This is a genomic window from Streptomyces sp. 12E, from assembly GCF_055633275.1.
The window spans coordinates 766,003-780,051 of record NZ_JBVNCJ010000001.1; the positions used below are offsets into that span (position 1 = coordinate 766,003).

Here is a 14,049-nt window from a genome sequence, read left to right on the forward strand (position 1 = left end):
CCGGGGTCTCTAGTCTGGTCCCGACCACCGCCCGCCCGTCACCGAGGACGCCGATGCCCCGACTCGCTCTCTCCGACGACTTCGTCGCGGACCTCATCTCACTGCAGCGACCGGTCCAGAAGGAAGTCGGCGACGCGATCCAGATGTTCCGCAGCCTGACCGTCCCCCAGCTCCACGCGAGCAAGGGCATGCACCTGGAGAAGCTCGAGCGGGCACGCGACCCCCGGATCCGCACCATACGCATCACCAAGTTCTACCGTGGTGTCCTGCTGGCCCCCGACGACGGCAGCGAGCTGTTCATGCTCCTGCGGGTCGCCCCGCACGACGAGGCCATCAACTGGGCCTGCAAGCGCGCCTACTCGGTCAACAGCGCCACCCGCGGCGTGGAGGTGCGCAACGTCGAGGCCCTCGAACAGATGGAGACCTACTTCGAGACCAAGGCGCACACCACCCCCACCCGCCTCTTCGAGGGACACTCCGACACCGTTCTGCGCGACCTCGGCGTCGACGACCAGGTGCTGAAGCTGGCCCGCGTCTGCGTCACCGTCGACGACCTGGCCGTCATGGCACCGCCCATGATGCCCGCCGACCAGTACGAGGTGCTGTGGTTCCTGGCGCAGGGCGAGTCCCCCGAGGACGTCTGGGAGCAGCTGATCGCGCCGCGCGGACAGACCGTCCGCACGGCGCAGGAACGGCCGGCGGTCACCCTCTCCGAGGCGATCCTCAACACGCCCGACCGCATCGTGGAGGTGACGGGCCCCGGCGAGCTGGAACGCATCCTCACCGAGGACTTCACCCGCTGGCGGATCTTCCTCCACCCCGCCCAGCGCCGGTACGCCTACCACCCCGGTTTCAACGGCCCCGCCCAGGTCACCGGCGGGCCGGGCACCGGCAAGACGGTGGTCGCCCTGCACCGCGTACGGCACCTGCTGCGCACCGGCCGTGAGGGCGACCGGATCCTCCTGACCACCTTCACCAACGCCATGGCGGCGGCCCTGCGGGACAGCCTCGCGCTGCTGCTCGGCGACGCCGACGCCCACCTGCTGGAGCGCGTCGACGTCACGACGGTGGACTCGCTCGCCGCGCGGGTCGTCCGGGAGGCGCGGGGCAGCTCGCCGAAGCCCTTGTCGGCCGCCGCCGAGAAGAGCGCCTGGACCCGCGCCACGGCACGCGAGGAACTGCCGTGGACGGAGCAGTTCCTGTCCCAGGAGTTCCGCAACGTCGTCCTGGCCCAGGGACTGCGCACGCCCGAGGAGTACCTGCGCTGTGTGCGCCGGGGACGCGGCACCCAGGTGGGCCGGGTGCAGCGGGCCCGGTTGTGGCGGGTGATGGAGCGGTTCACGGCGGACCTCGCCTCGCGCGACTCGGCGACGTACACGCAGCTGTGCGACCAGGCGGCGCGCGTCCTGGCCGAGGGGCCGCCGCGTTACCGCCACGTCGTCGTGGACGAGGCCCAGGACCTGCATCCGGCCCAGTGGCGGGTGCTGCGCGCCTGCGTCGCCCCCGGGGCCGACGACATGTTCCTGGTCGGTGACCCGCACCAGCGCATCTACGACTCCCGGGTCTCACTGCGCTCGCTGGGCATCGACGTCCGCGGCCGTACGTCCCGGCTCCGCCTGAACTACCGCAGCACGGAGGAGATCCTGCGCTGGTCGGCGTCCCTGCTCGACGGTCAGCCGGTGGGCCGGCTGGGCGAGGACGACGACGAGGACGGCGGCCGGGACTCCCTGCGCGGTTACCGGTCCCAGCTGCACGGCCGCGTCCCGGCGGCACGCGGACACGGCAGCCAGGACGAGGAACTGCGAGCACTGGTCGAACAGGTGCGCACCTGGATCGAACAGGACGGGGTGAAGCCGTCCGAGGTGGCGGTGTGCGCCCGGTTCAACACCCTGGTCGACGCGGTCATCGCGCGCCTGCGGCGGGAGCGCGTCCCGGCGGTGGCCGTCAAGGACAACCCGGGGCCGGAGGTCTCCGGTGTCCGCGTGGCCACCATGCACGCGATGAAGGGACTGGAGTTCCGGTGCGTGGCCGTGGTGGGCGTGACGTCGAGCGTGCTGCCGTTCGCCCCGCAGGTGACGCCCGCCGAGGTCGATCCGGTCCAGCACCGGTCGGACCTGCTGGCCGAGCACTGCCTGCTGTTCGTGGCGTGCACCCGGGCCCGCGACGCGCTGGCGGTCTCGTGGAGCGGTGAGCGCAGCCGCCTGCTGGACCCGGTGGCCGGCTGAGACGCACGGGCCCCGGTGTCCCGGACCCGGCGAGGGATCCGGGACACCGGGGCCCCGTGACGGGCGGGAGATCCGGCTCCCGCCCGTCGCGCGTGGGCGTCAGGCCCGGATCTTCCGGACGACGACCTCGTGGCTCCTGCCCCCGGAGGCGTCGTACACGATGCTCCGCCCGGTCGGCTGCCACATCAGCGCGTGCCCCAACGGCGACGACGGGGAGATGACCTCCGCATCCTCGGTGGGCAGTTCGGCGACGGTGTACAGGGTCGTGTCGTCGACCTGTCCGTCGAACTCGAGGACGAGCAGCGCGCCGGGGTGCACCGCCTTCGGCGCGTCCTCCCCGCCGACCCGCACGGCGTCGAGGAAGGACCGCAGGAAACCGAGCCGCTTCGTGCGGCGCTCCCGCTGGTCGGCCTGCGTCTTCCTGAGGAAGACGAGGTTCGCCGGGTCCGCGTCCACGGGTGTCTCGTCCGGGGCGTCGATGGCGGCCTGCAGCCCCTGCATCTCGCGCACCAGCCGGTGGAAGGCGGCGGCTGGGATCTCCCGGACGGGGAGGGAGCCGTGCGGGACGGGGCCCACCGGACCGGGCGCGGGCTCCGGGGCCGTTTCCTCGGTGGGGACCGGCCGGGCCGTACGCGGTTCCCCGGACTCGGTGACGGGGGTCACCGCCGCCTCCGGCGTCACGTCGGGCGCCGGGCCCGGGTCGTGCGGGCGGGCGGCGTCCCCCGGCTCCCCCGCCCCGTCGTCCTGGTCCGGGCCGTCGGCCGGCACGGGCCGGACGTCCTCCACGCCGGCGGGAGCGGCGGATTCCTCCGGCCCTGCGGGAACCGGCTCGATCCCCAGCCGTTCCAGCTCCGCCCAGAGCGGGGCGAGCGCCTGCTCGCGGTCGAGGTGGAAGCGGCTGCCGCGGATCCGGACGAAGGTCCAGTCGACGCGTTCCAGGTCCCGCTGACGGGCGGCGCCGGTGGACGCGTCCTCGCCGTCGGCGAAGGCGTCGCCGTCGCAGGCGACCGCGAGCCTGCGGGTGCCGCCCTCGACGACCAGGTCGATCGTGTGGCGGCCCACCCGGTAGCCGGGCCGCACCCGGTGGCCCCGGGCCGTCAGCTCCAGGTACACCTTCTGCTGGAAGAGGCTGTCGAACGCCTCGTGGCGCACGTCGGGCAGCACCTCGCCCTCGACCGCGACGGTGTCCTCCTCCGCGGGCCGGGTGAGGTGGTCGAGCCACCGCCGGCGCAGGTCGTTCTCGTGGAACTGCTCGGGCCGGGCGCTGTGGAACACCCACACCTGGTCCCGGGCGCGGGAGGCGGCCACGTTGAGCCGCTGCTCGTACGTCTTGCCGTTGAAGCCGCCCGGCACGGTCCCGGCCGCGGTGGTGGCCGAGTTGACGCAGGAGACGAACATGACGTGCCGCTCGTCGCCCTGGAAGTCCTCGGCGTCGCCGACCCGGATCCGCCGCTCCTCGCGCTGTTCGTAGTCGAGGCGTTCGGCGAGCAGGTTCTCCAGTTCCGTCAGGTGTGCCTTGGCGCCGCGGAGGCTGACGACGCCCATGGTCTTCCCCTCGTACGCGGGGTCGGCGCAGCAGCGCACGACCGCGTCGACGAGGGCCTCGGCCTCGGCGGTGTTGACCAGCCGGTCGTTGCCGCCGACGGCCTCCCCGTCCGTGACGTGCACGGTGCGGACCGGGGGCAGCCGGTCGGCGCCGTACTGCCGCAGCGGCTGGAGCCGGCCGTTGTAGCAGAGGTCGTTGGAGAAGGAGATGATCTCCGGCATGCACCGGAAGTGCTCCTTGAGCATGAGGGTGCCGCGGCCGGCGGAGAGCGCCTCGGTGAGGTCGAAGAAGCTGGAGTCGGGGCCGAAGAGGCTGCGCACGTCCGGCTCGAGCGCGGTGAGCAGCCGGTCCCGCAGGTGGAAGTACTCGTCCTGCTTGAGGCCGACGTTGGAGGGGCTGACCTGCTTGCTGTCGCCGACGACCACCATCCGGTCGGCGAGCCAGCTCAGCAGCATGGCCTCGAGGCCGGACTGGCTGGCCTCGTCGACGATGACGACGTCGAACAGGCCGGGCCGGTCCATCGGCACGGTCTCCGCCACCTGGTGCAGCGGCATGATCCAGGCCGGCACGGCCGTCTGCGCCTTGCGCAGCGCGGCCTGGGCGTCACGCCGGTAGCGGTGCTGGTACTTGCCCTTGATGCGGCGGGCGGCCTGCTGGTACGCGCTGAGGGCGCGGGACTGGTCGCCGGTGAGCAGTCCGAGGCAGCGGTGCCAGGCGCGGGCGGCGGCGAGCCGGGCGAGCACGATGCGCGCCTCGTCGTCGGCCTCCGTCAGGTGCCGGCGCAGCGTGCGCTCGGCCTCGGGGTCGGTCAGCCGCTCCATCCGCTCGTACCACGCCGACCAGGCCCAGGCCTCGGCGAGCCGCGGCAGCCGCTCGTCCCACGCGGTGTCCTCCGGGGAGCCGGTGATGCGCTCGGCGAGGGAGGGGAACGCCTCCCGCACGCGGGTGAGCGCGGCGTGCTGCTCGGCCCGCAGCCGGGCGGCCTCGCGCACCTCGGCCATCTCGTCGCTGAACTGCCGGTAGCCCCGCGGGTCCCGGGCGCGCACGGCGTCGAGCGCGCGGGTGACGGCGGGGGCCGTGCCGGGCCGGTCGTTCCAGGAGCGCAGCAGTTCCTCGGCGTCCGCGATCACCTTGCGGGACCGCTCGGCGGCGCGCAGGGTGGTCGCCGCGCGCAGCAGGGCGCGCACGGCGTTCTCGACCGAGGTGTCGTGCCAGTCGGCGACGGCGAGTCCGGGCGCGGTGGCGGCGGCGGTGAGCACGTCGGTGCGGGCGGCGGCGACGGCGAGCAGGGCTTCGAGCACGGCGGCGTCCTGGCGCAGGCGGGCCAGGCGCGGACCGTGTCCCTGCCAGGCGCCGGCGGGGGTGCCCCACTCGGCCTCCACCTGGGCGAGACGCAGTTCGAGCCGGACCCGTGCGACGACGACCGCCGCCGTGGCGGGGTCCTCGGGGGTCCTGCCGTCGACGCGCACCGCCTGGACGAACGCGCCGACGGCCTTGGCCAGTTTCGTGCGGGTGCCGAGCGGTCCGCGCAGTTTCTGTCCCTGTGCCAGTCCGTCGTGCAGGGTGGTGGCCTGACCGAGCGCGGTGGCCGGGTCGTACTGTTCCAGGCCGCTGACCATCGCCGTGCCGAGCGTGGCGAGCGAGGCGTCGAGCGCCGCGAGGGCGTCGGTGACGGCGGCGTGCCGGCTGCGCGCCTGCCAGTCCTGTCCCGCGGTCACCTCGTCCAGGAGCGTGCCGGCCCACTCGCCGGCGGCCGCGGCGAGGGACGCGGCCCTGGCGCGGGCGGCGGAGAACGCGTCCAGAGCGGCCGTCAGACGCTGCTGTCCGGCCTCGTCCAGACCTCGTACGGCGGTGTCGTACCGCAGGCTCAGCGGATCCTGTCGTGCCGCCTCGTGCGCCTCCTCGGCGGAGCGCACGACCCGCACGGCTTCCTCGAAGTCGCCGGGGGCGGGCAGTTCGGAGGGGCCGGGCACCTCGGCCGCCAGGGCGCGGTGGTGCGGGGTGAAGGCGCGCGTGGTGTGCAGCAGCCTCAGCGCGTCGTCGGCGGTGAGGGCGGGCTGCTCCCGGGGGACCCGCCCGAGCCAGTCGTACCGCTCCGTCTCGGCGGTGAGGCGTTCGGCTATCTCCTGGAGGCTGCCGGTGTAGTCGCCGATCTCCGCCTCGAAGCGGTGGGTCTCCTGCTCGCGCAGTACGGCGAGGTCGCGCAGCATGGTCCGCTGGGCCGACCGGGCCGCGGCCAGCCGCGCCTGGAGCGTACGGATGTCCTTCTGCGAGGCGTTGGGGTCGTAGCCGGCGTACTCGCCGAGGATCCTCTGCACGGACGCCTCGAGCTCCCGCTGGGCGGCGGCGCCGTCCTCGGTGCGGCTCACGCACAGGTCGCGGATGCCCTCGGGCAGCTTGTCCCGCAGGACGCGCAGGGCGCGCGGGGTGTGGCTGGTGATGAGGACCCGCTTGCCCTGGGCGAGCAGGTCCGTGACCAGGTTGGCGATGGTGTGCGTCTTGCCGGTGCCGGGCGGGCCCTGCACCACGACGAGCCGGTTGGCGCGCAGGCGCTCGGCGATGGTGCGCTGCTCCTCGTTGGCGGGCAGTGCGAAGTACATCTCGTCGGCGCCGGCCCGCGTGCCGTCGTCCTCGGTCGCCGCGAGGTCGGCGGCGGTCAGCGCCCCGTCGCGGCCGGCGATGTAGCCGAGCAGTTCGGTGGGGGGCGTGCCGGCGTCGATCTGGCGGGCGATGGCCTTGAGGGCGTCCATCGTGGAACGGCGGTTGCGCTCCCGCAGGACGAGCGCGGGGGTGAGTCCCACCTGGGGCACGTCGAGCGTGCGCGGCCGGACGCGTTCCACGGTCGGCGTGTACCCGCCTGCGCTGTGGGCCGCGTTGGTCCAGCTGCGCAGGGCGGTGTGCACGGCGTCGAGGTGTGCCGGGTCGGTGACGTCGGAGGCGCCGTCCAGCGTGTCGACGATCTGCTCGCGCACCGCGCCGGGCACGTGCTGGGCGCCTTCCAGCATGCCCTCTTCCAGTTCCAGCCCGGTGCCGGTCGGGTCGGGGGCGGCGGTGAGGGTGCCGGTGGCCGGGTCGAGGTGGAGGGTGGCGCGGTGGGTGACGAGGTGGCGTTCCACGCGCTGGCCGGTGGTCGTCTGCCAGGTGAGCCGGCCGAGTCCGAGGACGAGTTCGTAGGCCTCGCCGAGGTCGGCGGCGTCCTCGTGCATCTTGTGCAGGCGGTCGTACAGCCGCACGACCGGGTCGACGGCCCGCCGCCGCTCCGCCCAGGCGAGCCACTCCTGTTCCCAGGCGGCGTACCGCTTCTCGATCTTCTCCCGCTTCGGGTGGTCGTCGAGCTCGTGGTAGGTCTTGTCGAGGGGGATGCCCCGGGACCAGTCGGGGAACTCCGGCTCGATCCGGCGGCGCAGGTGCGGGGCACGGGTCTGCTTGAAGTCGCGGACGCGGGTCTCGTCGATCCAGGGCGCGAGCAGGGGATCGGGGTGCGGGGCGTCCTCGCGCTCGGGACGGGCGAGGGTCAGCCAGGCCGGCTCCGCGGTGTCGAGGGCGCCGTCGAGCATCACGGCGACCTCGGGGGCGTCCGGCAGCTCCTCGAACCAGACGGCGCCGGCGGCGCCGTCGAGGGTGCGGACGGGGCGGGCCTTCGACTCCTCCGCCTCGGCGAGGAACCGGAAGACCTGACGGACGCGGGTGGCGTCGAGCTCGTCGGAGGACGGGCCCTGGGCGCGGGGGGCGGCCCCCGCCGACGGCGTCACGAGAGGCGTGGTCGGGCGGCGGTCCGGCCCCGTGGGCTGTGACGGTACGGCTGCGAGCGCCGTACGGGCCGTTCCGTGGTCCCCGTCGTCGGCGCCGGTGAACAGGGACGGCTGCCGCTCGCCGAACAGCGGCGCCTGGTCCGGCAGCCGTCCCGCCCGCGCGGGCGCGGGCGCCGTGGCCCTCGACGTGGTGAAGGTGACGCTCTCGCGCTCGTGGCCGTACGGGAACCGGACCTCGATGTCCAGCTCCGCGGCGGTTCCCGCCGGAATGCTGTAGGCCCAGGTCGCGGACGCTCGGCGGCCCTTGCGGAGGGTGCCTTCGAGCTCGTCGTCGAGCAGCTCGGTCCGGTAGTCCTGCACCTGCCGTGCCGTTTTGCCGTGGGGCCCGCCGCGCACGAGCAGGGTGATGCCGTCGACGTCGACGGGCCGGTCCGTGCCGTTGCTCAGGTACAGCGTGCACCGGATCAGGTCGTCGCCCTGGCGGTACCCGTCGGAGTCCTCGGGATCGACCAGCTCGTACGGCTCCACGTCATCCACGCGCACGTGCAACCCGTCGTCGTACCGGTAGACCGATCCGACCGGCTGCGTCTCGTCGCCCAGGCCGTACTCACGCTGGCTCACACGCCACCCCACTGCTGTCCGGAGCCACATGCGTGGCCGCTTGGTGTCATCCCGCCCCGGCCCACCCGAGTACGTCTCCGCCCCCCAGCGCATCGCCTCAAGTGTGAACTGAGCACACGGGCCGAGGGTAGCAGCAGGACGCCGAGCTTCACCGCCGACCATGGAACCGCACTCGAATCCACAACACAAGCCATTTCGCATGTTGACTCTGTTCACAACAGTGAGCCAATATGACTCGGCATCACTTGCACAGCCTCAGGCAGACGCCACAGAAAGGCCACGCGCCATGCACATGGAAGTGCTCCAGGTCGGTCCAGAGCTCGCGGCGGAGTGGCTCACCCGCAACACCAGCAACCGGCCGCTCAGCAAGGCGGCGGTACAGCAGCTGGCGGGCCGCATCCAGCGCGGCGAGTGGCAGTTGACGCACCAGGGCATCGCCTTCGACGAGGACGGCGTACTCATCGACGGCCAGCACCGCCTCGCGGCGATCGCCAAGGCGGGGATCCCCGTCCCCCTGACCGTCACCCACGGCGTTCCGCGCACCGCGTTCACGGTGATGGACACGGGGCGCAAGCGGACCGGCCGGGACGCGCTCGCCCTTGCCGGCGAGGCCAACGCAACGCACCTGGCGGCGGCCCTGCGCGGCCTGCACCTCTACCTGAACGCGCCCAACTCCTCCTGGAGCGGGGGATCATCGGTCACCAGCAACGACCAGCTCCTGACCATGCTCGACAAGCATCCCGGCATCCGTGACGCCCTTCAGCACGGCGTCGCACTCAACCGCGCGTGCCGCATCACCGTCACGGCGGCGGCCATCGGCTGGTACGTGACCAGCGAGGCGCGGCCCGACATCGATCAGAGCGCCTGGAAGGAGGGCGTCGTGACCGGCGCGCGCCTGGAGCCGGGCGACCCCCGCCTCACCCTGCGCAACACGATGCTCAGTCTCGCCACGGGCACGTCGCACCGTCGCCGCGACGACTCGCGCGAGCACCTGCTCTACTACCTCAAGGCCTGGAACGCGTGGGCCGAGGGCCGGTCGATCAAGCTGCTGCGCCGGTCCCCCAACGAGACGATGCCCCGGATCTCCAAGCGGGCGGCCACAGTCCCCACTCTCAGGGGTACTGCCTGACGGTAGATGGCCTGAAACTCCTCGCTGTTGACTGAGTACACCTTAGATTGAGTGACCGCCTCGGGCCCCAAGCCGTTGGACGAGCCGTCAGGCCTTGCCTGCCCGGCAGCGAAAGGAAACGTATGCGCGCGCAGGAAATCACCTTCCTCAAACTGATCCAGGGGGAGAAACAGTTTCAAGTCCCCCTCTACCAGCGGACCTACAGCTGGGGCAGGGAGCAGCTGACGCGGCTCTGGGAGGATGTCGGCGAACTCGTCGACCAGCACCTGTCGGGCGAGAGCGCCACCCCGCATTTCCTCGGTTCCGTGGTGCTCGCGCCCGGCCAGTTCCAGGCCGGCGGCGTGCAGCGGTGGCTCGTCGTGGACGGCCAGCAACGGCTGACCACCCTGATGCTGGCGTTCGCCGCCTTGCGCGACCACCTCAAGGAGACGGGGGACACGCGCGGTGTCACCAGAATCCATCACCAGCTCCTGGTGAACGAGTACCACGAGGGCCTCGACCACTACCGGTTGCTGCCGACGCAGGCCGACCGCGAGGCGTACACGGCCTGCATCCAGTCCCGGGCGGAGGCCGGCGGCAGCGACAACATCGGGGCCGCTTACCGCTTCTTCCGCGGCGTACTCGCCGAGGGCCAGGAAGCTTCCGGGGACGACCGGTGGATCACGACGGTCGGCACCGTCCTCAAGGACCTGCTGTCCATCGTGGAGATCACCGCGGAGCCGGGCGACAACGTCTACCGGATCTTCGAGTCGATCAACAACACGGGCGTCGGGCTGAGCCAGAGCGACCTGCTGCGCAACTACGTGTTCATGCTCCTGCCCAAGCAGGGCGAGCGGGTCTACCAGGAGCTGTGGCTGCCCATGCAGCAGAGCCTCGGCCCCAAGAACCTCGAACTCCTGGTCTGGCTGGACCTGGTGGTGCGGGGTCACAACAAGACCAAGCAGAGCGAGATCTACCGGGAACAGCAGAAGCGACTCCAGCCACTGGCCGGCGACGAGGACGCGTTGCAGCGCGAGATCGCGCAACTGGCGGAGCGGGGAAGGCGGTTCCTGCGCATCATCGAGCCCCGGCGGGAACCGTCGCCCGTACTGCGCGCCGTGCTGGAACGCCTCACTGCATGGGGTGGCCAGACCCACTACCCGCTGGCACTGCATCTGTTGGATCTCGTCGACGGTGGCACCACGACGCCCGAGGACGCGGCGGAGGCGTTGCAGTACGTCGAGTCCTATCTGGTACGGCGGCTCGTCTGCCAGACGTCGACCACTGGCCTCAACCGCATCTTCATGGAAGCCCCCAAGGAGCTGGAGACCGACCGTCCCGCTGCCGAGGCGGTCCGGCGGTTCCTGTCCGGCCGACGCCGCCGGTGGCCGAGCGACGAGGAACTGCGCGAGGCGATCCGCAGCAAGCCGTTCTACTGGAGCGGCCGGCCTCAACAGCGGAGTTACATCCTGCGCCGGCTGGAGGAGAGCTACGGTTCGAGCGAGCCGGTCGACTTCGTGAAGGCGTCCCTCAGCGTGGAGCACATCCTTCCGCAGCGCCCGGCCCCGGCCTGGTTCGATCTGCTCGCCGACGAGACCGAGCCGAACCAGACCCCCCAGGAACTGCACGATCTACTGGTCCACACGCTCGGCAACCTCACCCTCACCGGGGACAACGCCAAGCTGTCCAACAGCCCGTTCGAGCGCAAGCAGCAGATCCTCGACTCCAGCGCCCTGCGCATGAACCAGGAGATCGCCGCGGAGAAGCGCTGGGGCAAGGCCGAGATCCTGGCCCGTGCCGACCGTCTGACGGAGCGGGCGGTGGAGTTGTGGCCCGGCCCGATCGGCGGGGTCAAGCCGACGGGCGAGGAATGGCCGGGCTGGGCCGAGCTGCGGGCCGCCCTGGTGGCGATGCCGAGCGGTACGTGGACGACGTACGGCGATGTCGCCGAACTGATCGGCAGCCACCCCGTACCGGTCGGTGCGTACCTGGGCTCCAACCCGGCGGTGATCGGGGCCCACCGGGTCCTCACCGCGGACGGCAGGATCTCCCCGGCGTTCCGCTGGGCGGACGGCAGCGACCGGCAGCCGCCGCAAGAACTGCTGATGGGTGAAGGGGTGAAGTTCGATCCGTCGGGTCGTGCCAACGCGTCGCAGCGCCTGACCGCCGCCGAGCTGGCCACCCTGCTCGGCAAGGACGTCACGCAGTCCGTCTCGCACGATCCCCTCCCCGACGGAGAGGACGCGGCGGCGGCCGAGCGCTTCCGCGCACAGTTGCAGGAGCACTGGCCGGAGGCGTCCGCCGGGGTCCTGGGCGCACTCGACTTCTGGCGTCTCCAGGGTGGTTACGTCACCTACGGCCGCCACGAGGAGACGAGCTGCTTCCCGATGCTCGACGCCGGCACGAGCCGCCGCCCCCACCTGATCTGGCCCATGGCGATCTACCCGGTGAGCGGAACGGTCGAGGTCGTCTTCCAGTACCTCAAGGACCGCCGTCCCTTCGACGACACCGAACAGCGCCGTGAGCTGCTGAATCGCCTCAACAAGATCGACGGCATCGACCTGCCCGAGGCGAAGCTGGCACTGCGCCCGTCCTTCCCGGTGCAGGTGTTCGCGGAGCACGGGGAGGAAATCTGCGGAGTACTGGACTGGTTCGTCACGGCGGCGGCCCTGGACCTGGCACGGAGGGAATGAGGTGCCGATACCGGAGCTCCCGGCCGACCTCGTCGTCCCTTCCAGGGACGACGTCCTCGGCCAGGCGATCCCCTTCGACCGGGAACGCTGGCTGCCCCGTATCCCCGACGCCGCCTGGTGGCCCGCCGAGCTCGACGCGTGCCCACGTGTCGGCCGGTGGCCGCGGGTGGACCGCCGCACCGTACTGGGCATGGCCGGCGGAGTCGGCACCGTCGAGGGACGCAGGCATCTGCTGGTCGCCTCCCTGGTCTGGGGTACTGGCACCAAGGCGCAGTCGGTGGACCGGCGGGGACGTGTCTTCGCGAACACCTCAGCCGCACACATCGACGACCGGATCGCCGTCGTTCTCGCTGTGCTGCGGGAGAAGGGGGCCGTCGCCGCGTACTACGCCTGCAACAACGACCAGCGCATCGCGTATCTGGGCCCGGCGTTCTTCACCAAGTTCCTCTACTTCGCCGGCCACGAGAACCCCACCGGCCACCGTCGCCCTCTCATCCTGGACAGCGTCGTGTCGCGTGCGCTCAGGGACCGGGAGGCCGTCACGGAGGACTGGCCGCTCAACGGCTGGACCACGAGACAGTACGCCCGCTACCTGGACATCATCCATGAGCAGGCGGAGTCGGCGGGAGCCATGCCCGACGCCGTGGAAGCCGCTTGGTTCGCCTACGGCAGGCGCCTGTCGCTTCCTGGGCCTGAACCGTCCTCCGGCTGAACCACCCCCACCGGAGCGAACGGCTCCCCTGAAACACGTGTGGGCCGGCGCCGACCAGGGCCGGCCCACACGTGTGGTGTCATTCGACGTTCTTCTCCGCCCAGGTCGCGAGTCCGACGATGCCGCCCCTCTCTGCTGCGCCTCAGTCCACTCCCCGCAGGTAGACACGGCTGTGCTGGGCGTCGACCGGGTGAACGGCGACGAACAAGGAGTTCAGATCGCCCCGGCAGGGGGCGCAGACCGGGCCTTCCGTCACATCGGCCAGGGCCTCCGGCTCCTCCAGGCCGAGGCGGGTGAAGGGCGTCGTCTGCTCTGCCTCCGCGGCCGACGGAAGGGGGGCCTTGCGGTGCGACAGGGGGTTCTCCGGGGCCAGTTCCTCGACGAATTCCGCGGTGTCCGCCTCGGGCAGGGTGAACGCGAGGAGGAGTCCGTCGTCCTGGAAGCCCTTCTGGTGGGCGGCCCTGCGGTCGGTGGCCCCGGCGGGGACCGTGACGTGCAGTCGCTCGGCGACCTCCTCCGGTGTCACCCCCTTGGCCCAGTAGGGGACCCGCTGTCCGTCGTCGGCCCCGTCACGGGTCGCCGTCCCCTTCGAGGAGGAGGCCGGGGACGATGACGGCGAACAGGCGGACAGGAAGCAGAGCAGCGTCCCGGCGCACAGAGCGCCGACGAGCGACACGACCGTGCGCACGGGACCGGTCGACCCGGCGGACACGTGCCTCATCGGGCGTCTCCGTCGCGTCCGGGGTCCGTGCGCGTGCCGTCCCGCCCGGGGTCGGCCGGACCGGGGAGTGGTCCGGGTTCGGTCCCCAGACCGTGGTGCCGCACCGTCCCGCTGCCTCTCATGTCGTACTCCTTGGCCGGCCCTGTCGTGTGCAGTCGGACCATGTCCGCGTCGGTGACGGTCGTCGGCCCGATCGGAGCGGCCTTTCCGGGGTCCCAGTTGTACCGGTCCCAGACGTCGACCTGGTAGTCGAGACTGACCTCGGGTCTGCCGTCGGGCCCCGGCACGACGGTGACCGAGCCGGTCGTGTCGGTCATTCCGCCGCCGATCGCCAGGTGCCAGCCGCGGTCGCCGTGGGCGTGCCCCGCACCGGGCGTCCCCACCGGCACGCGTCGGACTTGACTCGGCGGCACCGGCCAGCCCAGGATGCGAACCCGTGCACTGAGTTCACAAATTCATGCTAGAAATCGGGTGTGCACCTCTGCCCCTCGGCACGCAGGGCACTCGGGCTCTGAGCCGGTTCGTCACCCGGCGCGCCGTACGAGCGTCCGGGCGACGACACGGAGCTGTGGGTCAAGGAGATCAAGCAGCTCGCGAAGCACTACACCGACCGCTGAGGGCTCGTCGGCGCCGGGCGGGGACACCGCCGTGGAACCACACGAAGGAACAGT

General features: G+C 71.9%; 7 protein-coding genes. 4 read left to right on the plus strand and 3 right to left on the minus strand.

The genetic code is table 11. The features are described 5' to 3' along the window. Window positions 1–53: 53 nt before the first annotated feature. Window positions 54–2,225, plus strand: coding sequence for a UvrD-helicase domain-containing protein (locus ACZ8ZB_RS03570; protein ID WP_470736257.1), 2,172 nt, complete (start codon window positions 54–56; stop codon window positions 2,223–2,225). 99 nt (window positions 2,226–2,324) lie between these two features. Here the strand turns inward: ACZ8ZB_RS03570 and ACZ8ZB_RS03575 are convergent, their stop codons facing one another. Next, on the minus strand, window positions 2,325–8,144 hold the full coding sequence (locus ACZ8ZB_RS03575; protein WP_470736258.1) for an AAA domain-containing protein: 5,820 nt from the start codon (window positions 8,142–8,144) through the stop codon (window positions 2,325–2,327). A 286-nt stretch (window positions 8,145–8,430) separates the two neighbouring features. Here ACZ8ZB_RS03575 and ACZ8ZB_RS03580 point away from each other — a divergent pair, with 286 nt between their 5' ends. From ACZ8ZB_RS03580 to ACZ8ZB_RS03590, 3 genes are all read left to right on the plus strand, one after another. Next, a complete protein-coding gene (locus ACZ8ZB_RS03580) occupies window positions 8,431–9,273 on the plus strand; it encodes a ParB N-terminal domain-containing protein (protein WP_470736259.1) in 843 nt (280 codons plus the stop codon). A 122-nt stretch (window positions 9,274–9,395) separates the two neighbouring features. Beyond that, window positions 9,396–11,945 (plus strand): GmrSD restriction endonuclease domain-containing protein, encoded by a 2,550-nt coding sequence (locus ACZ8ZB_RS03585; RefSeq protein ID WP_470736260.1) that lies wholly within the window; start codon window positions 9,396–9,398, stop codon window positions 11,943–11,945. 1 nt (window position 11,946) lies between these two features. Continuing rightward, on the plus strand, window positions 11,947–12,657 hold the full coding sequence (locus ACZ8ZB_RS03590; protein WP_470736261.1) for an 8-oxoguanine DNA glycosylase OGG fold protein: 711 nt from the start codon (window positions 11,947–11,949) through the stop codon (window positions 12,655–12,657). Window positions 12,658–12,799: 142 nt separating this feature from the next. On the opposite strand, the gene ACZ8ZB_RS03595 is transcribed toward ACZ8ZB_RS03590, so the two are convergent. Both ACZ8ZB_RS03595 and ACZ8ZB_RS03600 read right to left on the minus strand, forming a co-directional pair. Further along, the gene (locus ACZ8ZB_RS03595; RefSeq protein ID WP_470736262.1) at window positions 12,800–13,378 is read right to left on the minus strand and encodes a hypothetical protein; all 579 of its coding nucleotides are present in this window, start codon (window positions 13,376–13,378) and stop codon (window positions 12,800–12,802) included. Beyond that, the gene (locus ACZ8ZB_RS03600) at window positions 13,375–13,767 is read right to left on the minus strand and encodes a hypothetical protein (RefSeq protein WP_470736263.1); all 393 of its coding nucleotides are present in this window, start codon (window positions 13,765–13,767) and stop codon (window positions 13,375–13,377) included. The genes ACZ8ZB_RS03595 and ACZ8ZB_RS03600 overlap by 4 nt, the downstream gene beginning before the upstream one ends. Window positions 13,768–14,049 lie beyond the last annotated feature (282 nt).